The sequence below is a fragment of the Nakamurella sp. GG22 genome (genome assembly GCF_052976845.2).
The window spans coordinates 13,781-35,279 of the sequence record NZ_JBRIIO020000023.1 but is presented as its reverse complement, the minus strand read 5'-3'; the positions used below and the strand labels follow the sequence as shown (position 1 = coordinate 35,279).

Genomic DNA, 21,499 nt, shown 5'->3' with positions numbered 1-21,499 from the left:
CTGTTTTCCATCATCGTGGCACCCATCGAAAGAGGAATCTGCGTTTGACCATCAGCCACAAGGCGGCGAGCACCACCGTGTAGGCGGCCGTGTTGAGCAGTATCGAGCCTTCGCGCAGGGCGGGAATGTTCGCCATGAGCACGGCGAAATACACATGCATGATGAAGACATACAGGCTGGCCTGCCCAAGTGGAGTCAAGAACCGGCCGAGCGCGGCATTGATCGGTTTCCAGTAGGCGGTCAGCAGGGCGTACAGCGTGATGACGGCAAAGAAGACATTGATGAGCCGCCCGGGTCCGAGATGAGTTCGGGTGAAGTAACTCTGGTACAGGCCGCGGAAGACGTCATCAGGGATGAGTGCCAGCCGCGGGTCGAATGCGTTGGCCTGATACGGGTTGTTCCAAGTGAAGAAGAGAAACGCCAGGTAGGAGAGCAGCACCCCGACCAGCACGACACGCCCCCAGGGTCGCCGGAAGAAGCCCAGCAGCGCGTGACGGTAGAACCCGGCGACCATCCCGTGGACGAACAGCACCTGCCAGGTCATCAGCGGAAACGAATCCTCGAATTGGGAGGGCAGTATTCGGATCGGGTGGATGGCGCTGGCGATGTACAGCGCCCAGCTCGCGCCCAACACCACCAGTACCAGCCTGCGCCTCAGCAGCCACAGCATCAGTGGAGCCAACAGCAGCAGCACGACGTACAGGCCGATGACGTTGAACTGCCACGGGCCGATCCGCAACAGCAGGACGTCGGCGAACACCGAAGGCGGCACCGGGTAGGTCAGCAGCAGGTCCATTGAGCCGTACAACTGGTACACGGTTCCCGCGGCCTGGCCTCCTGCGGCTCCGGTGCCCTGATCGGTGAAGGTGGTCAGCGCCCGGGCGTCGACCCCGGGGATCAGGCTCAGCAGGTAGACCGAGACCACGACGACCAGTGCCGTGTAGTAGAGCTTCCAGGCGCGTTTGACCAACGCCACCGCGCTGTTTCCGAAACCGTCCCTATCCATCCGCGGCCGGTACACCATGCCTAGCACGGCCCCCGACAGCAGCACGAAGAGTTCGGCGCCGGAGATCGCGCCGAGCGCTTCCTGCGAGATCACCTGGTACAGCGACGGAATGTTGATGTGATTCACCACCACGAAGACGATGGCAACGCCGCGCAGCAGGTCGACCCGCAGGTCTCGGGGCGTGCTCTCCACATAGTGCAGCTTCCGTACGGTTGGCCGGAACGCCATCACCAGCAGGCCGATGCCCGCGAGCGCAACTCCGGCACTGACCAGCCAGCCCACCGCTCCGGTCGCGATGGGCCCCTTCCCTGGGTCGACAACGGGTGCAACGGCCGGGCTGACGTCCTCGCCCAGCTCTACCCCCGCGGTGGTCATGTCCGCGCGCAACGCCTGTGCCAGCGGAGCGGACGCGGTGACACGCAGGTCGGTCCTGCCGTCGGATGCCGTGCCGAGTTCCCGCCACACGACGACCGCGAGCGCCGGGAAGCGGCGGGCTGTCGTCGCGTCGAAGGTCTGTCGCCACCACCCCTGTTTGACAGCCACCTCTGTCGCGCCCGGGCCGCCATGGACGAACCGTGCCGCCGTCTCCACCAGCAGTGGCTTGTTCCGCGAGGTGGCGAAGCGGCCGCAGAAGTTGTCCGGGTCCGTGGGTGCGCCGTCGGCACCGGCCAGATCCGCCTCGAAGGTGCCGGCCGGGGCGACGGCGTTGTCGGTGGTCAGATCGTCCACGTTCCCGTACTGGTCGACCAGCCCGACCCAGTCCACGACGTCGTCTCCCGGGTAGTACGGCAGGTAGGCGTCGTCGTCCGGGCCCAGGGAGCCGTCGGAGTTGGTGTCGAGGTGTGTCAGCACCTCGGGTTCCATGCCTGTCGTGTCAGCGACGCTGCGGAACGGGTAGTCAGCCCCGTCTGCCGGTGCCCAGAGCGTTCTGACCATTGGAGCGTCGGTCCGCACCGCTGCGCTGACGGCCCGGAAAAGCTCCCGGTATGCCGCGGGTTGTTGACCCCATGTCCTCCAGGGCGCATTCATCTCCGGTGCGATGGACAGCAGCAGCGGGACCGCCAGCCGGTCGGCCTGCTCGCCGAGAAAGGCTGCAGTATCTGCGATGTCCCCCGCTTTGACGGTCGAAAGCCCGCCGAGCGGCTGCAGCGAGAGCAGCGCCGTACCGCCCTGTCGGGATGTTTGCTCGAGGAACTGCTGCACGTACAGCTTGTTCGCGTCGTCCAACGGCAGCGGCGCGTCCTTGGCGAACACCGCCGGAGCTACACCAAGTCGTGATGTGTAGTCGGCGGCATTGTCGTTCTGCCAGTCCAGCACCGTCCCCCAGGCGATCGCGCCCCCGGGCCGCGCGAGCCGGTCGAGGGAATCGTCCCCCTCCACTGCGACGGGGTCCGGTCCGGCCGCGGCGACGTCGGTACCCGCCAGCAACGAGGCGGACCCCAGGGACAGCAGGAACGACAAGCACAGCAACACTGCGCGGCCGACGAGTTTCCAGAGGGGCGACCTCGGCCGCGGTGCACTGGCTGCGGGGCGCGGGTCGTAGATCATGGATCGCGACGGTGACGGCTCATCCGCCAACGGTTCTCGCCCTCGATCCGCTCGTAGGACAGGTCGTCGACGGCGGCCCGCACCAGTGGCAGACCCCGGCCGCCTTCGGCGTCTGCTCCGGGGAGGGTCAGCGCCGACAGATCGACCTGCACCGGTGCTCCGCTGTCACGGAACTCGGCGCCCAAGGTGGAACTGGTGATCGTCACGCGTAAGGAACATGTGAAGGCTTCCGACTCACTTCGGTGCGCCAGGATGTTGCCGGCGACCTCGATGATCGCGAGTTCGAACATCATCCGGTCGACGACGGAGACATCGCGCTTCGCCGACCACCATGAATCGAGGGCGTCGTGAATGCGGTTCAGGCATTCCAGGTCGACGCAGTCCGCGATCATCAACTCCGCAGATTGCGGGTCGGTCACGCCAGACTCTCTGCCACGGTGGCGTACGGGCGCAGCACGCGGTTCAGGTTGGTCAGCGCCAGCACCACGCTGACCTGTTCCGGTACGCGGGCGATCCGTAGGTCACCGCCGGCGCCACGAGCCACCTTCAGGCCCGCAATCAAGGCGCCGAGACCTGAGGAGTCGATGAAGTCGGTGTCCGAGAGATCGACCACGATCCGCGTCCGTCCGTCCCGCACGGTTGCCGTCACGAGCTCGCGAAGACCCGGCGCCGCCACCATGTTGAGGCGGCCGATCGTGCGTATGACTGCGGCGCCGTCGGCGGGGTACTGCACGTCGAAGTCCATCAGCGTGGCGCCTTCTTGTTGTCGGGATGGTGGGCGACCCGCTCACCGGCCGGCTCGGCCGATCGGGCCGCGGGTTGTTCTGCGGGGGGCGCCGCCGGTCGCGGCGCCGGCTTGGCATGCGGTTCGGACGTGGATCCGGCAGACCCGTCGGTGACTGTCCGGAGGTCGTGGGTTTCGGCTTCGGCGATCGGGAATCCGCGGTACAGGGCGGCCTGTATGACGACACTGAGCAGCAGCAGATCGAAAAGTACCCAGGCGACGTTGATGGTCGTGCCGACCAGTTGTCCCTGCCCGGCCGCCAACCGGACCGCTCCCACGATGGCGGAGGTCGCGAGAAGCCCCATGGCAATCAGTTGCGGCCTGATCAGTCGCCATTGCGGCGACCATTCCTGTTTGGTCTTCGGGGTGACGGCGAAGCCGAGCGGACGGCCGAAGACCACGTTGTTGAACGCGGTCGTGAATGCCCGGATCCAGATCGGGAACAGTGCCAGGCTGTACTGCTGTCCACGCCAGGTCTTGATGCCGCGGCCGATGACCATGAACAGGATCTGATTGACGACGATGAACGGGATGAACCTGACGAAGAAGTCGACACTGAATGCCTGCACGGGCAGAACACCGAAACACAGATAGATGATCGGGGCGGCTATGTAGATGATGGCAGCGAACCCCGACAGGTAACTCCACATGGTTGCGAAATACATCAGTCGCTGCCCGGGACTGAGACCCTTTTTCAGCAAAGGATTTTCGCGCAGCATGACCTGCATGGTGCCCTGACCCCACCGGAGTCGCTGGGTCATCATCGTGCCGAGATCCTCCGGCGCGAGGCCGTCGGCGAGCGATTCGTTGTGGTAGACGGTGCGCCATCCGTGGGAGTGCAACCGCATCGCCGTGGCCATGTCCTCGGTCACCGAGATCGTCGCCATCGGCATGACCGCCTGTGCCTCGTCGCCCCGATCGACGTCGACGGAGCGAATCAATTCCCGCACCGAGTCAAGCGCCCCCAAGGGCGACCAGTCGCGGTGGGCGAGCCGGTCGAGCGCCGCGTCGTCGAGCATCGGACCCGGATCGGAGGTCAATGCCGCAATGTCGCCCAGATCGGCGCGAAGCACCTCGAGATCGAACGCGACGACGCTGCGAGCTGCTTCGTCGACGGTCTTCTGGAACGCGTAGGTCACATCCGCCAGGGGTTCGCCGGCGGCCAGCCGACCACGAGCCACCGCGACAGCGGCCAGCACGTGGTCGAGCGCATCGGCGACGGCCCGCTCGCCGACAGCCTTCCGTCGCGCGGCGACCAATACTCGATTCGCGTTCCGCAGCGCCCGGCGGATCGACCGATCGATCTCGTCGACGTAACCGCGGATACCCATTTGCATCATCGCCTCGCGGCGAAGTACGGCATTCGAACCGCAGAAGAAGGCGGCATTCCAGCCGTCTTTTCCCTGCTGGATCGGACCGTAGAACAACGGCGCCTGGCTACCGAGCGGATCCGCGGCGGGTACGTTGATGAAGACCTGCTGCGTCTGAACCAGCGCGACCCGTTGATCGGCGAAGTACCCGAGCGTTCGGTCCAGGATCGCCGGCTTGGGCACTTGATCGGCGTCCAGGATCAGCAGGAACTCACCGTCGGTGGCTGCGAGCGCGTTGTTCAGGTTCCCCGCCTTGGCGTGTCGTTCGTGGCCTGCCCAGTCCGCCGTCCGGGTCAGGTAACCGACGCCGTCCGCCTCTGCGGCGGCCCGCATGTCCGGTCGGCCGCCGTCGTCGAGAATCCAGGTCCGGTGCGGGTAACGGATGCGCTGCGCGGCCCGGGCGGTCGTCATGACCATGTCGATCGGCTCGTTGTAGGTGGTGATCAGCACGTCGACGGTCGCCGCCACCGGCGGAGGGTCTGGCTCCGGCCGCTCTTTGAGCCGCCACATCATCAGCCCGAAAAGGGCACAGTCGATCAGGCTGTAGGTCTCCACGATGACCAGCGGGACCGCGATCCACCACGCCGTCCAGTTCACGGAGAACAGCCAGCGCCACATGACGTAGTTGAAGCCCAACAGGATCGTGAGCGTGATCAGCACCCTGATGACGAACAGTCGGGTGCGCGGACGAACTGCCATCATCCCCCCATCCCCAGCGCCTCGCCTACTGTACGTGATTGCGCGATTACTCAGGGCGGAGATCGGGACGATGCCGCCGGGAATGACGGGCTAACTGGTTGTCCAGCGGCGATGGCGCAGGTTTACGGGGCGCACTCCGCCGTGGCTGGTGGAGGGGCCGGCTCAGGCATTGGCCCGCTGTCTGCGGGGTCGCGGCGCGCGGTTCACCGATCGGCTTGGTGGAACTGGCGGTCTGCTCGGCGGCGCGCCGGCTGAACCGGACGCGGCGTCGGGTTGATCCCAGGGGAAGGTCAGCCCTGCGGCTGATGCTCGGGCTTGCGGGCGGCCGGCGAGACGATGCCCGCGATCGCCACCAGCACGAGCACGAGCAGCAACGCGTTCAACAGGCCGACGTGCTCGCCGACGAACCCGAGCAGCGGCGGCCCCACCAGGAACGCGAGGTAGCCGATGGTCGCCACCGCGCTGACCCTGGCCGCGGCGTTCACCGGGTCGTCCGCGGCGGCCGACATGCCGACCGGGAATCCGAGCGCGGACCCGAAGCCCCACGCCACCACCCCGACAGCGGCGAGCCAGGCGGTCGGCGCGAAGATCACCACGACGAGCCCGACAGCGGCCAGCACCGCGGACACGCGCAGCACCGGCACCCGGCCGAACCGGTCCAGCAGGTAGACGCCGCCGACCCGGCCCACCGTCATGGCGGTGACGAACAATCCGAAAACCAGCGCCCCGGTGGCATTGTCGACCCCGTGGCCGTCGACCATGGCCAGCGCCAGCCAGTCGTTGGCCGATCCCTCGGCGAAGGCCATGCCGAGCACGATCAGGCCGATCAGCAGGGTCCGCCGGTCGCGCCAGATACCCAGCCGGGACCGCCAGCCACTGCTGCCCTCGCTGGTCGCCTTCTCGCTCGCGGCCTGCTCGGCCGCCGCAACGGCCGGGTCCGGTTGGAGGAAGCGCACGGCGACGACGGCACCCGCGAGGATGACGGCCGCAATGATCGAGAGGTGGGCAACGATCGACAGCCCCGCCAACTCCGCCGCGGCACCGAGCCCGGCGCCGACGATGGTGCCGCCGCTGAACAGCGCATGGAACAGCGGCATCACCGTGCGGTCGAGCGCCCGCTCGTTGGCGGCGCCCTCGACGTTCATCGACACGTCGCAGGTGCCGTTGCCCAGCCCGAAGAGTGCCAGCCCGAGGACGACGACCGCGAAGCTGGCCATCGTCGCGCCGATGCCGGTGATCACCAGGCCGAGCGCGACCGCGATCAGCGAGAGCCGGATGGTGGCCGCCGAGCCGATCCGGGCCAGCAGGTGGCTCGACGAGGTGAGGCCGACGATGGACCCGAGAGCCAGACCGAAGACGATCATGCCCATCTGGAAGGTGCTGGCGCCGAGGACGTCCCTGATCGACGGCGTGCGGGCGACCCAGCTCGCGAGGGCGATGCCGGACAGCGCAAAGTTCACGAAAATTGCGTTGCGCCAGGCAACGACCTGCGATCGGGTGAGCGCGACGGACCCCACGTCGGAGGGTGCGGGGGCAATCTCGGACAACGTCATTCCTCACGGTCGGCAGTAATCGAATCGTTTCGAGTCGAATCGTTTCGAACGATAGGCGGCGTGGCAGCGTCGCGTCAAGATCGCGCGGGCGTCGATCACGTCACCCCCACTCATTCCCGGACAGCCGCAGCACCCCACAGATTCGGCGACCGAAGCCGATGGCGCGTCCGGGCCACCCACATCGGGTCAGACAGGGGACGCCGCGCCGCCCAGGCTCCGTTACTTCGCGTAACGACATTCCGCGCTCAGGAAGTCCACCCCTGCGGCCGATGGCCGGTCACTCCACTCGATCGACACACTGGTTGTGCGAGCAACCGGTTGGCCGGCGACTCGCTGATCTTCCGGGGTGGGGTCTATTCCGAGCACGATGACGGATAGGCGGAAGTCGATGGGGACGAACCGAATCCGACGGGATGTCGCGGCCGAACTGCGCCGAGGTGGACTGAAACCCGTGCGGAGCGAGAAACGTGACGGCGTGCGGGTCATTGCCGGTCTCGGTGACACGGCGTGCGTCGTGACGGCCTACTGCAACTACGGCGACACACCCGAGGCCATGGGCATGGAGGCTCGGGACTGCGCCGAGATGTCGGCCACCGCGGAGATGATCCTGACGGCCGCCGGCTACACCGTTCGCAGGATCAGCAGCTCAACCTTCGGCATCGCTGCGCCGTCGGCGCATCGAGCCGATCTCGAATCGTTTCGATTATCATGAATTCATGCCCATCGACACCGAACGGCAGTCCAACGGCGGCTCGCTGGAGCCCGCCGCGGCGGCCTTCGCTCCCGGCGCCGCGCCGATGGGCGGCAAGCGAACGACGCTGGCCCAGGTGGCGGCACTGGCCGGGGTCTCGGTCTCGACCGCCTCGCTGGCGTTCAGCGGGGCCGGCCCGGTGTCGGAGGCAACCCGGCATCGGGTGCTGGCCGCGGCGGAACGGCTGCACTACGCGGGGCCGGACCCGAGAGGCCGTTCACTGCGGCAGGGCCGCTCCGGCATCATCGGCGTCGTCATGGAGGAACGGGTGCTGGCCGCCTTTCGTGACCCGATCCGGATCGCAATGCTCGACGGCATCGCGCAGGCGACCACCGCGGACGGCCGGGGGTTGCTGCTGCTGACCGACGTCGGCGAGAGCGCGACGACCCTGGAGACCGCGTCGATGGACGGGGTGGTGCTGTTGAGCTGCAGCACCCACGTCGCCCGGTCGATCGATGTGCTGCGTCGGCGCGGCACACCCACCGTCGCCCTTGGCGGCCCCGAATTCCCCGGCGTGCTGACGATCACCCTGGATGACGAACAGGCCAGCACCGTGGTCGCCCGTCACTTGGCAGACCTCAGACACCGCGACGTGGCGATCGTCGCCCTCCCCCTGGACGGTGTCGTCGACGGGAGCGACTCGACGGCACAACGCGGCGCGCTGAGCGAGGAGCGCGAACGGGCGGGCACCGTGCAGGTCACCCTCGACCGGCTCCGCGGGGTCCGCGCCGTCTTCCCGGGCTGCCCGGGTGTGGTCAGCGCCGGCAGCTTCGTCGACGAGGGAATGATCGCCGGCCACACTCTTCTGGACGACCCCGATCACCGGCCGACCGCGATCATCGCGCAGTCGGATCTGCTGGCCGCCGGCGTCATCAAGGCCGCCGGCGAACTCGGCCTGGACGTACCCCGCGATCTGAGCGTGGTGGGGTACGACGGCATCGCGCTGGACCGGATCATCCCGCACGATCTGACAACGATGTCCCAGCCGGCCGCCGAACAGGGCAGGGCGGCGGGGCAGGCGGTTCTCGACCTGCTCGACGGCGGTCACCCGGACCCGGTCCGGTTCGCCAGCACCTTCCATCTGGGCGCGACGACGGGACCGCCGCGCGGGCGGTGAGTCCATTCGGATGGCGATCGGAATCGATCACATCCAGAAGTGATCTTGTGCTCGACCGCGTCCCGTTCGATGCTGTCTGTACCCATCGCCCTGATCCGAACGAGGGACGAGCACGTGCCGGACGACGCAAACGGCTCCACGGAAATGCTGATCGGCCGCGCGGCGGAGCTGGCCGCGCTCGACCGGACCATCCGGTCCGTCACGCAGGGCTCCAGTGCGGTGCTGCTGATGACCGGGGACGCCGGCATCGGGAAGACCCTCCTGCTGCACCGTCTGGAGGAGCTCGCCGAACTCCTCACCGTCGTCCGGCTCGTCGGTGTCGAGACCGAGGCGCAGTTGCCGTTCGCGGCGGTGCAGCGACTGGTGTCGCTGTGCCCGGTGGGCGATGACCTGCTCCCGCCACCGCCACGCGAGGCGCTCCGGGTCGCCATCGGCCTGCAGGCCCTCCCATCCCCGACCGGACAGCCACCTGACCGGTTCCTCGTCGGTCTCGCGGTTCAATCCCTGCTCGCCGCCGCCGCGCAGGACGCCCCGATCCTGGTGATCGTCGACGATCTGCAGTGGCTCGATCAGGAGTCCACGGATGCACTGGCCTTCGCCGCCCGGCGGCTGCGGACCGAGCGGGTCGGCCTGGTCCTGGGCCGGCGCACCGACCAACCCGTGCCCGCCTTCGACGGCTTCACCGAGCTGGTGGTGCACGGTTTGCAGCGCGAGGATGCGCTGACCCTCCTGCGCACGGTCGTCACGCGCCGGCTCGACGCCCGGATCGCCGACCAGATCGTCACCGCGACGGCGGGGAACCCGCTCGCCATCATCGATCTCGCCCAGGAGCTGTCGACCCATCAGCTCGTCGGGTTGACGCTCGTGCCGGAGCCGCTCCCCGTCGGCAGTCACCTCGAGGCGCACTACCTGCGGCGCACCCGCGAACTGCCGGACGACGTCCAGAACTGGCTGCTGCTGGCCGCCGCCGAGCCGACCGGTGATCCGGCTGCTGTTGCCGGTGCGGCCGCGGTGCTCGGGATCGGGTCCACCGCAGCCGATGTCGCCGAGGCCGGCAACCTGGTCCGCGTTGACCGGCGGATCGAGTTCCGTCATCCGCTGGTCCGCTCGGCGATATACTCCGGCGCCACCAGTGGCCAGCGACGGCGCGCCCACAACGCATTGGCCGCTGTCATCCGCCGCGAGCGGGACATCGATCGACACGCATGGCACCGCGCCGCGGGCTGCGTCGGACACGACGAGGACGTGGCGGCGATGCTGGAGAGTTCCGCTGAGCGGGCCGGTGAGCGGGGTGGCTATTCCGCGCGGGCAACCTTTCTCGCCCGGGCCGTCGAGCTGTCGGCCGACGGCGATGGGCACACCCGAAGGTCCCTGCTCGCCGCGGAGGCTGCGCTGACGGCAGGCCGACCGGGGCCGGCACTCGCCCTGCTGGACGACCTCGACGGCGTCGAGCTGACCGGCTCCGATCGGGGCCGCGCTCTGATGATCAGGGCCTCGGCGCAGGCATTCACCGGAACGGCGGGCGCGATGGCGGGGGTTCCCGCGATCTATGCCGAGGCCGCTGCGGCGTTCCAGCACACCGCCCCGGCACTCGCCCGCGACGCACTGCTGACCGCCTTCGAACGATCTCTCGCCGCGGAATGGTTGATGTCCGGCACGACCCTGCGCGAGCTCGCTGACGTTGCACTGCGGCTGGCCTCCGCGGAGCGGGGCTCGTTGGCCGACCTGTTGCTCATTGCGCTGGGCCGGCTGGTCACGACACCGTTCCGGGACGCCGCGCCGGATCTGCGATCCGCCGTCGAGGCGCTGTGCTCCCCGGACACCGGCGACGCGGACCTGCTGCGGTACGGCTGGTTGAGCGTCGCCCTCACGACGGCGCTGTGGGATGAGGACGCGAAGTGGCACATCCTGTCCCGCAGCATGGACATCGCCCGTCGGACCGGCAACCTGCATTCGCTCGACGCGCTGTTGTACATCTCCTCGGTGGCGGCGACCGAGTTGGGCCAGTTGGCGGCCGCCGGGGACCTGCTGGCGGAGCTGCGCCGGGTACGCGATGCGCTGGGGATGTCCCAGGCGCAGCAGGAGATGTTCCGCAACATCGAGTACCTGGCGTGGCGCGCGACCGAACCCGATCTGCCGGGATGCATCGAATCCTCGGCGCAGGCCGCTCTGTACCTCGGCCTGGGCGGGGCGGAAACGCTGGCCCGGAACGCCACCATGATCACCGGGATCTGCGCCGGCGACTACGACACGGCATACCGGATCGCCCGCCGGAACCACGATCTCGATTTCATGCAGATCAGCATCCGGGCGCTGCCCGACCTCATCGAGACATCGGCCAGATCGGGACGGCCGGATGAGGCACGCGCCGCCTTCGACGAACTGCGGGAGATTTCCGTCGCGTCGGGCACGCCGAGGGTGCTCGGACTTCTCGAACGGTCGGCGGCGGTTCTCGCGGAGGACGGCGACCCGGAGCCCGCCTACTCGGCCGCGATCGCGCACCTCACCGGGACCCGGGCGCTGTCCGACCTTGCACGGACGCACCTGCTGTACGGGGAATGGCTGCGACGGCGCAAACGGCGGCGCGATGCGCGCGCTCAGCTCGGGTGCGCCCTGGCGCTTTTCGAGGAGATGGGCGCGACGGCGTTCGCCGCGCGGGCACGACGGGAATTGGCGGCAACCGGCCCGGGTCAAGGTCATCCGCAGGCGTCATCCGGTGCATCAGGAGACTCGTCGCTCACTGCCCAGGAGCGTGCGGTGGCCGGACTTGCCGCGACCGGCGCCACGAACGCCGAGATCGCCACGGCCCTGGTGATCAGCCCGCACACGGTCGACTACCACCTCCGCAAGATCTACCGGAAGCTCGGCATCTCCTCCCGCCGGGAACTCGTCCGGAGGGTGCCGACCTGACTACGCGCACCACGGGATTCGGCACTGTCCAGCCGGCGCCAGACTCCGTGGATCACTCATCGGAAGGGCGGCGCAATGTCCTACATCGTCGCCGGTGACGGCGCAGAGATCTTCTACAAGGATTGGGGCAGCGGGCCGGCTGTCGTGCTCAGTCACGGTTGGCCGCTCAACTCCGACAGCTGGGAAGCGCAGATGCTCTTCCTGGCGGCCAACGGGTTCCGGGTCATCGCGCATGATCGGCGCGGCCACGGCCGCTCGGCGCAGACCTGGAACGGCAATGACATGGACACCTACGCGGACGATCTGGCCGCGCTGATCACCTCGCTCGATCTGACAGCCGTTGCACTGGTAGGCTTCTCGACCGGGGGTGGTGAGGTCGCGCGATACGTCGGCCGGCACGGCACCGCCCGGGTGAACAGGGTCGTGCTGGTGTCGGCCGTCCCGCCGTTCATGCTGAGAACGGAGGACAACCCCGGCGGGGTACCGATCGAGGTCTTCGACGGCATCAGGGCCGCTTCGCTGGCCGACCGGTCTCAGACGTACCGAGATCTCGCAGATGGGCCTTTCTTCGGCGGGAACCGGCCCGGCGTTCACCTGTCCCGGGGAATCCGGGATGCCTTCTGGCTGCAGGGTATGCAATCCGGACACCGCAACGCCCTGGAGTGCATCGCCGCGTTCTCCGCCACCGACTTCCGGCCCGACCTCGCCAGGATCGACGTGCCCACCCTGGTCATCCACGGCGACGACGACCAGATCGTGCCGATCGACGTCGGAGGCAAGGCGTCGGCCGCCCGGATCAAAGGCGCCGAACTCAAGATCTACCCGGGCGCACCGCACGGCATCACCGACACCCATAAGGAAGACCTGTCAGCGGACCTGCTGGCGTACCTCAGTTTCGAAGCGACCGCCTGACCCCATCCACGCAGGACCGCACGAGGAGGACGCATGACCCCCGCCCCGAACACCCCCGACACCATCGTGCTGATTCACGGATTCTGGGTGACACCCCGCAGTTGGGAGGACTGGAAGGCGTATTACGAGCAGCAGGGTTACCGGGTGCTCACCCCCGCCTACCCCGGTTTCGAGGTCGAGGTCGAAGCGCTCAACGCCGATCCCGGTCCGATCGAGAAGGTGACCGTTCCGCAGATCGTCGACCACCTGCAGGAGGTCGTGGGTGCTCTCGAAACGCCGCCGATCCTGATCGGGCACTCCGCCGGCGGCGTTTTCACGCAGGTGTTGCTCGACCACGGCTACGGCGCTGTCGGCGTCGCGATCAACTCGGCACCGACGGAAGGCGTTCCGGTGATTCCTTTCTCGCAGCTCCGCTCCACGTTCCCGGTGCTCAAGAACCCGGCGAACCGGCACCGCGCCGTCGGCTTCACCTTCGAACAATGGAATTACGCGTTCACCAACACGTTCCCGGAGGATCGGTCGAGGGAGCTGTACGAGCGCTATCACATCCCGGCATCGGGCAACATCTTTTGGGAAACCGCACTGGCGAACGTCACGCCGGGGCACCAGGGGAACTGGGTGAACTACCACAACGACGACCGGCCGCCGCTGCTGTTCATCTCGGGCAGCGAGGACCACCTGATGCCGCCGAGTGTGCAGAAATCCAATGCCAAGCACTACAAGTCGAACACCGTCACGGAGATCAAGGAGTTCGAAGGCCCCCACCTCCTGCCGTCGATCGACGGCTGGCAGCAGGTCGCCGACTATGCGCTGGACTGGGCCGTCCGACATGCCGGCGCCGGCAGCCCTGCGGCCGGCGTGCCGGCATCGGGAACCACGTCAACCGACGTGCCGGCAACCGACGTACCGGCAACCGACCGTGGGACGGCATGACAACACTGCGTCTGACGCACATCGGTGGGCCGACGACGCTCATCGAGTTCGACGGCTGGCGCCTGCTGACCGACCCCACCTTCGACGCCCCGGGGCGGCGCTACACCTTCGGCTGGGGCTCGGCTTCACGCAAGCTCAGCGCGCCGGCCATCGCCCCGGCAGACCTCGGTCCGATCGATGCGGTGCTGCTCAGTCACGACCAGCACGCCGACAACCTCGATGCTGCCGGACGCGCGCTGCTACCGTCCGCGGGCGTCGTCGTCACCACCCGCCGGGGCGCGGAACGGTTGGGCGGCACTGCGATCGGGCTCGCACCGTGGGCGTCGACCCGGCTGGAAGCGCCGGGCCGGCCGCCCATCGAGGTCACCGCCACGCCGTGCCGGCACGGCCCGCCGGGCAGCGGGCCGATCACCGGCGAGGTGAACGGCTTCGCCCTCCGTTGGCCGGGCCAGGAACACGGCGCGGTGTGGATCTCCGGCGACACGGTGCTGTACGACGGGGTCCGGCAGGTCGCCGGCCGCCTGGACATCGGCACGGCCGTCCTGCATCTCGGCGGCGTGCGGTTCTCGGTGACCGGGCCTGTCCGGTACTCGATGACCGCCCGGGATGCGGTCGAGCTGTGCGAGCTGATGCGTCCGCGTACCACGGTCCCTGTTCACTACGAGGGCTGGTCACACTTCCGGCAGTCGAGAACCGTGATCCAGGCGGGGTTCGACCGGGCACCACATGACGTCCGCGACAGCCTGCGCTGGGTGGAGATCGGAAAGCCGGCCGAGCTCACCGCTTGATCAGCGCGCGCCGATCAGCCCAGTGCGGCCCGCACCTCGTCGACCACCCGCTGGGCGGCCTCGCGCAGCCCGGACACCGACGGCCCGGCGCCCAGCACCTCGCGGCTGGTCGTCGGTAGCAGCGCACCGTGCGCATCGGCGAACACCAGCTTGAGATCGGCGGCCGTCGCCCCCTGCGCTCCCAGGCCGGGGGCCAGCAGCGGGCCGTTGACGTTGGACAGGTCGACCCCGGTCTTGCCGATCGTGGCGCCGACCACCAGCCCGATGGAACCGATCGGGTAGTCCCCCGCGTTGACCGCACCGACCTGGTCGATGATCGACTGCGCGACGGTCTTGTCGCCGTCCTCGTGCGTGGCGTGCTGCACCTGCCGACCCTCCGGGTTCGACGTCAACGCCAACACGAACAGGCCGCGGCCCTCGGCCAGCGCGACGTCCAGAGCCGGCGTCAGCGACCCGAATCCGAGGTAGGGCGACACCGTCAGCGCGTCGGCGGCCAACGGCGACGTGCCGGTCAGGTAGGCCGCCGCATACGCCGCCATGGTGGAGCCGATGTCACCACGTTTGGCGTCGAGCAGCACCAGCGCACCGGCGTCCCTGGTGGCCGCCAACGCCTTTTCCAGAACGGCGACTCCGGCCGACCCGTAGGCTTCGAAGAACGCCGACTGTGGTTTCAGCACAGCAACTGTCGGTCCGAGCGCCTCGACGACGGTCATGGTGAACCGCTCGAGTCCGGCGACCGTCGCGGACAGTCCCCAGGCCTGCAGCAGCCCCGGATGCGGATCGATACCGACGCACAGCGGACCGCGTTTGTCGATCGCTGCCACGAGTCGCGCACCGAACGGCTCCATGATCGACAACGCGGTCTCCCTCCGGTCGGGCGGTCACCCCCGGCGGGCGATCGCCTTGTTCACGTCCGTCACCAGCGATGGCCCCGAGAAGACCAGTCCGGTGTAGATCTGCAACAGGCTCGCCCCAGCATCCAGCATCCGCAGCCCATCCTGCGCGCTGGAGATGCCACCGACACCGATCACCGGCAGGTCGCAGTGCGAGGTCACGAAGCGCACGACCTCCAGCGCCCGCTCGGCCAGCGGCCGTCCGGAGAGCCCACCGGTCTCGGCGGCCAACGCCAACTCCCGCGCCGTGACGCCGTCCCGACCGACCGTGGTGTTCGTGGCGATCACCCCGGCGATGCCGCGATCGGCACACACCTCGAGAATCTCGCCGATGGCGCCGTCGCTGAGGTCGGGGGCGATCTTCACCAACACCGGAACCGGCCTGGGTTGCTGGTGGCTCCAGGCCAGGCTGCCGGCCTCGGTGGTCAACGCCGCCAGCAGTTCGTCCAGCGGCGCGCGGTCCTGCAGCTGACGCAGCCCCGGGGTGTTCGGGCTGGACACGTTGACCGCGATGTAGTCGGCGTACCGGTAGACCGCCCGCAGCGACGTCAGATAGTCGCCGACGGCCGATTCGACCGGGGTGACCTTGGACTTGCCGAGCGAGATACCCAGCGGCACCCCGATCGGCCCGGTCCGTTCCAGGGTCGCGGCGAGCGCCGCCGCCCCGGCGTTGTTGAATCCCATCCGGTTGACGATCGACTCGGATTCGGTCAACCGGAACAGGCGCGGACGCGGGTTGCCCTGCTGGGCGTGCGCCGTCACGGTGCCGACCTCGACGAAGCCGAAACCCAGTGCCGGCCAGGCCTTCAGCGCGACACCGTCCTTGTCCATGCCGGCGGCCAGGCCGACCTGGGACGGGAAATCGACACCGAACACGGTTCGCGGCGCCGGGTGCGAGCGCCGGAGCGCGCCCAGCAGGGCGACGGCGCGACGGGAGCGTGACACCAGCGACAGCGCGCGCAGCGTCCGGTGGTGCGCGACCTCCGGGTCGCCCTTGCCGGCACGGAACAGCACCGGCCGGGCCACCCTGCGATATGCCGCGGCGCTCACCCGCACGCGGTCACCGGCCCTGCCGCATCCGGGCCTGCAGCACCTGCAGCGGCGCCACCCCGACGTCGGACCGGGTCAGCGCCTCGATCCCCTGGATGGCCGCTGCCGCGCCGGCCACGGTGGTGATGCAGGGGATGTCGGCCGACACGGCGGCGGTGCGGATCTCGTAGCCGTCGACCCGCGGGCCGGACTGGCCGTACGGGGTGTTGATCACCAGGTCGATCTCGCCTGCCTTGATCATCTCCACCACGGTGCCCTCGCCGGTGCCGTGACCCTCGAAGTACTTCGCCACCACCTCGACGTCCATCCCGTTGCGCTGCAACATCTCCGCGGTCCCCTCGGTGGCCACGACCCGGAAACCGAGGTCCGCGAGCCGCTTGACCGGGAACACCATCGAGCGCTTGTCGGCGTTCGCCACCGAGACGAACACCGTTCCCTTGGTGGGCAGCGAGCCGTACGAGGCGGTCTGCGACTTGGCGAAGGCGGGGCCGAACGCCTTGTCGATCCCCATCACCTCACCGGTCGACCGCATCTCCGGGCCGAGCAGCGAGTCGACGCCGGTGCCGTCCGGGCGGCGGAACCGGTGGAACGGGAGCACGGCCTCCTTGACGGCGACCGGGGCCCCGGGCGGCAGCGACCCGCCGTCACCGGCGGCCGGCAGCAATCCCTCCGCCCGCAGCTCGGCGATGGTGGCGCCGAGCATGATCCGCGCGGCCGCCATCGCCAGCGGCACCGCGGTCGCCTTGGACGAGAACGGCACGGTCCGGGACGCCCGCGGGTTCGCCTCGAGCACGTACAGCGTCTCGTCCTTGAGCGCGTACTGGACGTTCAGCAGTCCCTTGACGCCGACCCCGAGCGCGATCGCCTCGGTGTGCGAGCGGACCTTCGCAACGTCGCTGCGGCCCAGCGTGATCGGCGGCAGGACGCAGGCCGAGTCGCCCGAGTGGATGCCGGCCTCCTCGATGTGTTCCATCACGCCGCCGAGGTAGACCTCGGTGCCGTCGCAGAGCGCGTCGACGTCGATCTCGATGGCGTCGTCGAGGAACCGGTCCACCAGCACCGGGTGATCGTCGGTGATCTCGGTGGCCCGGTCGATGTAGTCGGCCAGCGACGGCTCGTCGTAGACGATCTCCATCCCGCGGCCGCCGAGCACGTACGAGGGCCGGACCAGCACCGGGTAGCCGACCCGGGCGGCCACCGCGCTGGCCTGCTCGAACGACCTCGCGGTACCGAACGCCGGCGCCGGCAGGCCCGCGGAGTTCAGTAGGTCCCCGAACCGGCCGCGGTCCTCGGCGAGGTCGATCGCGTCCGGTGAGGTGCCGAGGATGGTCACGCCGGCGTCGAGCAACTCCTGCGCCAGCTTCAGCGGCGTCTGGCCGCCGAGGGTGGGAATCACCCCGGCAACGGTTCCTGACTCCTCCTCCGCCGCAATGACTTCCAGGACGTTCTCGATGGTCAGCGGCTCGAAGTAGAGCCGGTCGGAGGTGTCGTAATCGGTGGACACCGTTTCCGGGTTGCAGTTGACCATTACGGTCTCGAACCCCGCGTCGCGCAGCGCGAGAGCGGCGTGCACGCAGGAGTAGTCGAACTCGATGCCCTGGCCGATCCGGTTCGGGCCCGACCCGAGGATGATCACCTTGGGTCGCTCCGTCTGCGGTGCCACCTCCGACTCGGCCGCCGGGTCGGTCTCGTAGGCCGAGTAGTGATAGGGCGTGGTCGCGGCGAATTCGGCCGCGCAGGTGTCCACCGTCTTGAAGACGGGCCGGATCCCGTGCTCCCGGCGGAACTCCCGGACGGCCTTCTCGGAGCCGAATTCCGGCCGCAGCGCGGCGATCTGCAGATCGGACAGCCCGTACCGCTTGGCCACCCGCAGCAGTTCGGCGGTCAGTTCCGGCGACTGCCGCACCCGGTCACCGATCCCCCGGACGAGGTCGATCTGGTCGAGGAACCAGGGGTCGATCCCGGTGGCCTCGTGCACCTGCTCGACCGTGGCTCCCCAGCTCAATGCCCGTTCGACGCCGTAGATCCGGCCGTCCAACGGCACCCTGAGCTCTTCCAGCAGCGCGTCCACGTCGCCGACCGGCACGGCCGGGCCGGTCCAGAAGCCGGATTGCTTGGTCTCCATCGAGCGCATCGCCTTGCCCAGCGCCTCGGCGAACGACCGGCCGATGGCCATCGCCTCGCCGACCGATTTCATCGTGGTGGTCAGCGTCGGGTCGGCGCCGGGGAACTTCTCAAAGGCGAACCGCGGGATCTTCACCACCACGTAGTCCAGCGACGGCTCGAACGCCGCCGGGGTGGCCCGGGTGATGTCGTTGGCGATCTCGTCGAGGGTGTAGCCGATCGCCAGCTTCGCGGCGATCTTGGCGATCGGGAAACCGGTCGCCTTGGAGGCCAGTGCGCTGGAGCGGGACACCCGCGGGTTCATCTCGATGACGATGATCCGGCCGGTCGCCGGGTTGATCGCGAACTGGATGTTGCAGCCGCCGGTCGCCACGCCCACCTCGCGCAGGATCGCCAGGCCCAGATCACGCATCCGCTGGAACTCGCGGTCGGTCAGCGTCATGGTCGGTGCGACGGTGATCGAATCGCCGGTGTGCACGCCCATCGGGTCGAGGTTCTCGATGGAGCAGACGACGACGGCGTTGTCGTTGCCGTCGCGCATCAGCTCGAGCTCGTACTCCTTCCAGCCGAGCACGCTTTCCTCGATCAGCACCGAGGCATGCGACGGGACGTAGCCGTCGGAGTGCTCCTCGCCTGCCGGCCCGAACGACGCCTGTGACGCGGCCAGCCCGCTGCCGGCGATCCGCTCGAGATCGTCCAGGGTGTAGGCCATCCCGGAGCCGAGGCCGCCCATCGTGAACGAAGGCCGGACCACCACCGGCAGCCCCAGTTCGGCGACCGCCTCGCGCACCTCGGCCATCGTGTGACACACCGCGGACCGCGGCACGTCTCCGCCGACGGAGCGGACCACGTCCTTGAAGATCTGCCGGTCCTCGCCGCGGTTGATCGCGGGGATGTCGGCGCCGATCAACTCGACGCCGTACTTCTCCAGCACCCCGCGCTCGTCCAGCGCGATGGCCGTGTTCAGCGCCGTCTGCCCGCCGAGGGTGGCCAGCACGGCATCGACCGGGAAGCCCCTGGCGAGCTGGTCGGCCAGCACCTTCTCGACGAACTCGGCGTTGATCGGTTCGATGTAGGTGGCGTCTGCGAACTCCGGGTCGGTCATGATCGTCGCCGGGTTGGAGTTGATCAACGAGACCCTGATGCCCTCGCTGCGCAGCACCCGGCACGCCTGGGTTCCGGAGTAGTCGAACTCGCAGGCCTGGCCGATGACGATCGGGCCCGACCCGATCACCAGGACGTGCGAGATGTCGGTACGACGGGGCATCAGGCGGTCACTTTCCGGGTCGGGTCGGGAACTCTGCGCGGGACACGTCCGGTGTCCTCCACCATCAGGTCCACGAAACGGTCGAACAGGTATCCGGCGTCGTGCGGGCCGGCCGCCGCCTCCGGGTGGAACTGCACGGAGAAGGCAAGCCGGTCAAGGCATTCCAGTCCTTCGACCACCCCGTCGTTGAGGCAGCTGAAGGCGACCTTTACCCTGCCGAACTCGGTATCGGTGATGCCGTCCAGCGGGGCGTCGACCGCGAAACCGTGGTTGTGCGAGGTGACCAGCACCCTTCCGGTGCCGTGGTCGCGGACCGGCTGGTTGATCCCGCGGTGCCCGAACTTGAGCTTGTAGGTACCGAAACCCAGTGCCCGGCCGAGGATCTGGTTACCGAAGCAGATACCGAAAAGCGGGATACGCGCAGCCAGAACCGCTCTGGTCAACTCCACGATGACATCGGCCGTTGCCGGATCCCCCGGCCCGTTGGACAGGAACACCCCGTCGACGCCCAGCGAGCGGATCTGCTCGATGGTCGTCGTCGCCGGCAGCACGTGCGTCCGGATGCCGCGCGCGGCGAGCATCCGCGGGGTGTTCGCCTTGATCCCGAGATCGATGGCGGCGACCGAGAAGATCTCCTCATCGTCGGCCGGGACGGTGTAGCCACCGGCGGTGCTGACATCACCGGTCAGGTCGGCGCCCGCCATCGACGGCTGCGCGGCGACCTGCGCGACGAGTTCGTCGACGCCGGCAGACAGTGCTTCTCCGCTGAAGATCCCGCAGCGCATCGCGCCGGCGGTCCGCAGGTGCCGGGTCAGCGCGCGGGTGTCGACCCCCGAGATCCCCACCACGCCCTGGCGCTCCATCTCGGCCGGAAGTGTGGTGGTGGACCGGTAGTTCGACGGCCGCGGCGACAGGTCGCGGATGACGAACCCCGACACCCATATCTCAGCGGACTCGTTGTCGGACGGGTTGTCCGGGCCGTGCCCGGTGCCGGGTCCGTCGCCCGCCACCCAGCCGGTGTTGCCGATCTGCGGCGCGGTCGCGACGACCACCTGACGGCGGTACGACGGGTCGGTCAGCGTTTCCTGGTAGCCGGTCATACCGGTGGCGAACACGGCCTCGCCGAAGGCGCTGCCGGTCGCCCCGAAGCTCTCCCCGGCATAGGTCCGGCCGTCCTCCAGGACCAGCAGGGCGGGTGCCGCTGCGGCGTGCCCGGTCATCGTGGTGCTCCGTTCGTCGGCGAGTCGGTGTCCTTCTCGGTCCCAGGAATCGGGTGCGGAATCGCAGAAACGGCGGGGATGATGCCGATCACCGCGTCGATGAAGTCGTCCTGTGCGTCGCGGTCGTCGGCCCGGAAGCCACTGTCCACCAGGGTGCCGCCGAGGTTCCAGCGGACGATCAGGATGCCGTCCGGCTGTCCCATCACCTTGCCGGCGATGCCGGGTGCCGTCGTCACCGCAGCGAGATCGGAGATGGGGACGAAGATGTCGCCCTCGCCGTCGCGTTCGATGCAGACGCCCTCGACGGACAGCCTGGCCGCTCCGGCCGCCCGTCGGCCGAGGCCATGCGCGACGATGCGGTCCTGCCACGATCCGGCGGCGGTGGTCGAGATGTAGACGCCGGTGAGCGGCGGCACCAGGTCCGGACCGAGGTCGTCGGGGGTCGGCGGCGGTGCCGCGATGTCCGACTGCCGGGCAGAGCGGTGACGCCAGCCGACCCACAACCCGTAGCCGGCCAGCACGCAGACCGCGACCAGCGCGATCACCAGCAGTGCGCGTTCCATGGCGTGACTCC

The 21,499-nt window shown here is 68.8% G+C and carries 16 protein-coding genes; 6 read left to right on the top strand and 10 right to left on the bottom strand.

Going from position 1 to position 21,499, the window contains the following annotated elements; all coding sequences use genetic code 11:
* Positions 1-10: 10 nt before the first annotated feature.
* From opgC to ACVBEQ_RS20530, 5 genes are all read right to left on the bottom strand, one after another.
* Positions 11-2,554, bottom strand: coding sequence for an OpgC domain-containing protein (opgC, locus tag ACVBEQ_RS20550; RefSeq protein WP_447155172.1), 2,544 nt, complete (start codon positions 2,552-2,554; stop codon positions 11-13).
* The gene (locus ACVBEQ_RS20545) at positions 2,551-2,973 is read right to left on the bottom strand and encodes an ATP-binding protein (RefSeq protein ID WP_447155171.1); all 423 of its coding nucleotides are present in this window, start codon (positions 2,971-2,973) and stop codon (positions 2,551-2,553) included. The genes opgC and ACVBEQ_RS20545 overlap by 4 nt, the downstream gene beginning before the upstream one ends.
* Positions 2,970-3,299 carry an STAS domain-containing protein gene (locus tag ACVBEQ_RS20540; protein WP_447155170.1) on the bottom strand — a complete coding sequence of 110 codons (330 nt, stop codon included), beginning with the start codon at positions 3,297-3,299 and terminating at the stop codon, positions 2,970-2,972. Before ACVBEQ_RS20540 ends, ACVBEQ_RS20545 begins: the two co-directional genes overlap by 4 nt.
* Entirely contained in the window at positions 3,299-5,410 is a 2,112-nt protein-coding gene (locus ACVBEQ_RS20535; RefSeq protein ID WP_447155169.1) for a glycosyltransferase family 2 protein, read from the bottom strand. Before ACVBEQ_RS20535 ends, ACVBEQ_RS20540 begins: the two co-directional genes overlap by 1 nt.
* A 287-nt stretch (positions 5,411-5,697) precedes the next feature.
* Positions 5,698-6,960 carry an MFS transporter gene (locus ACVBEQ_RS20530; RefSeq protein WP_447155168.1) on the bottom strand — a complete coding sequence of 421 codons (1,263 nt, stop codon included), beginning with the start codon at positions 6,958-6,960 and terminating at the stop codon, positions 5,698-5,700.
* A gap of 388 nt (positions 6,961-7,348) precedes the next feature.
* On the opposite strand from ACVBEQ_RS20530, the gene ACVBEQ_RS20525 reads away from it, so the two are divergent.
* The 6 genes from ACVBEQ_RS20525 (at position 7,349) to ACVBEQ_RS20500 (ending at position 14,371) form a co-directional block, all read left to right on the top strand.
* Positions 7,349-7,672, top strand: coding sequence for a hypothetical protein (locus ACVBEQ_RS20525; protein WP_447155167.1), 324 nt, complete (start codon positions 7,349-7,351; stop codon positions 7,670-7,672).
* A gap of 4 nt (positions 7,673-7,676) precedes the next feature.
* Positions 7,677-8,828, top strand: a complete 1,152-nt coding sequence (locus ACVBEQ_RS20520; RefSeq protein ID WP_447155166.1) for a LacI family DNA-binding transcriptional regulator — start codon at positions 7,677-7,679, stop codon at positions 8,826-8,828.
* Between the two features lie 114 nt (positions 8,829-8,942).
* Positions 8,943-11,738, top strand: coding sequence for a helix-turn-helix transcriptional regulator (locus ACVBEQ_RS20515; protein ID WP_447155165.1), 2,796 nt, complete (start codon positions 8,943-8,945; stop codon positions 11,736-11,738).
* A gap of 75 nt (positions 11,739-11,813) precedes the next feature.
* A complete protein-coding gene (locus tag ACVBEQ_RS20510; RefSeq protein ID WP_447155164.1) occupies positions 11,814-12,650 on the top strand; it encodes an alpha/beta fold hydrolase in 837 nt (278 codons plus the stop codon).
* A 33-nt stretch (positions 12,651-12,683) separates the two neighbouring features.
* A complete protein-coding gene (locus tag ACVBEQ_RS20505; protein ID WP_447155163.1) occupies positions 12,684-13,583 on the top strand; it encodes an alpha/beta hydrolase in 900 nt (299 codons plus the stop codon).
* A complete protein-coding gene (locus ACVBEQ_RS20500) occupies positions 13,580-14,371 on the top strand; it encodes an MBL fold metallo-hydrolase (RefSeq protein ID WP_447155162.1) in 792 nt (263 codons plus the stop codon). Before ACVBEQ_RS20505 ends, ACVBEQ_RS20500 begins: the two co-directional genes overlap by 4 nt.
* A 14-nt stretch (positions 14,372-14,385) precedes the next feature.
* On the opposite strand, the gene pyrF is transcribed toward ACVBEQ_RS20500, so the two are convergent.
* Genes pyrF through ACVBEQ_RS20475 form a run of 5 tightly spaced genes read right to left on the bottom strand, consistent with a single transcriptional unit; the run spans position 14,386 to position 21,488 of the window.
* Positions 14,386-15,219, bottom strand: a complete 834-nt coding sequence (gene pyrF / locus ACVBEQ_RS20495; protein ID WP_447155241.1) for an orotidine-5'-phosphate decarboxylase — start codon at positions 15,217-15,219, stop codon at positions 14,386-14,388.
* A 33-nt stretch (positions 15,220-15,252) separates the two neighbouring features.
* Positions 15,253-16,320 carry a quinone-dependent dihydroorotate dehydrogenase gene (locus ACVBEQ_RS20490; protein ID WP_447155161.1) on the bottom strand — a complete coding sequence of 356 codons (1,068 nt, stop codon included), beginning with the start codon at positions 16,318-16,320 and terminating at the stop codon, positions 15,253-15,255.
* Positions 16,321-16,324: 4 nt separating this feature from the next.
* Positions 16,325-19,705 carry a carbamoyl-phosphate synthase large subunit gene (gene carB / locus ACVBEQ_RS20485; protein WP_447155160.1) on the bottom strand — a complete coding sequence of 1,127 codons (3,381 nt, stop codon included), beginning with the start codon at positions 19,703-19,705 and terminating at the stop codon, positions 16,325-16,327.
* The gene (gene carA / locus ACVBEQ_RS20480) at positions 19,705-20,925 is read right to left on the bottom strand and encodes a glutamine-hydrolyzing carbamoyl-phosphate synthase small subunit (RefSeq protein WP_447155159.1); all 1,221 of its coding nucleotides are present in this window, start codon (positions 20,923-20,925) and stop codon (positions 19,705-19,707) included. Before carA ends, carB begins: the two co-directional genes overlap by 1 nt.
* Complete coding sequence (locus ACVBEQ_RS20475; RefSeq protein ID WP_447155158.1) at positions 20,922-21,488, bottom strand: PH-like domain-containing protein; 567 nt, start codon at positions 21,486-21,488, stop codon at positions 20,922-20,924. Before ACVBEQ_RS20475 ends, carA begins: the two co-directional genes overlap by 4 nt.
* Positions 21,489-21,499: the final 11 nt, after the last annotated feature.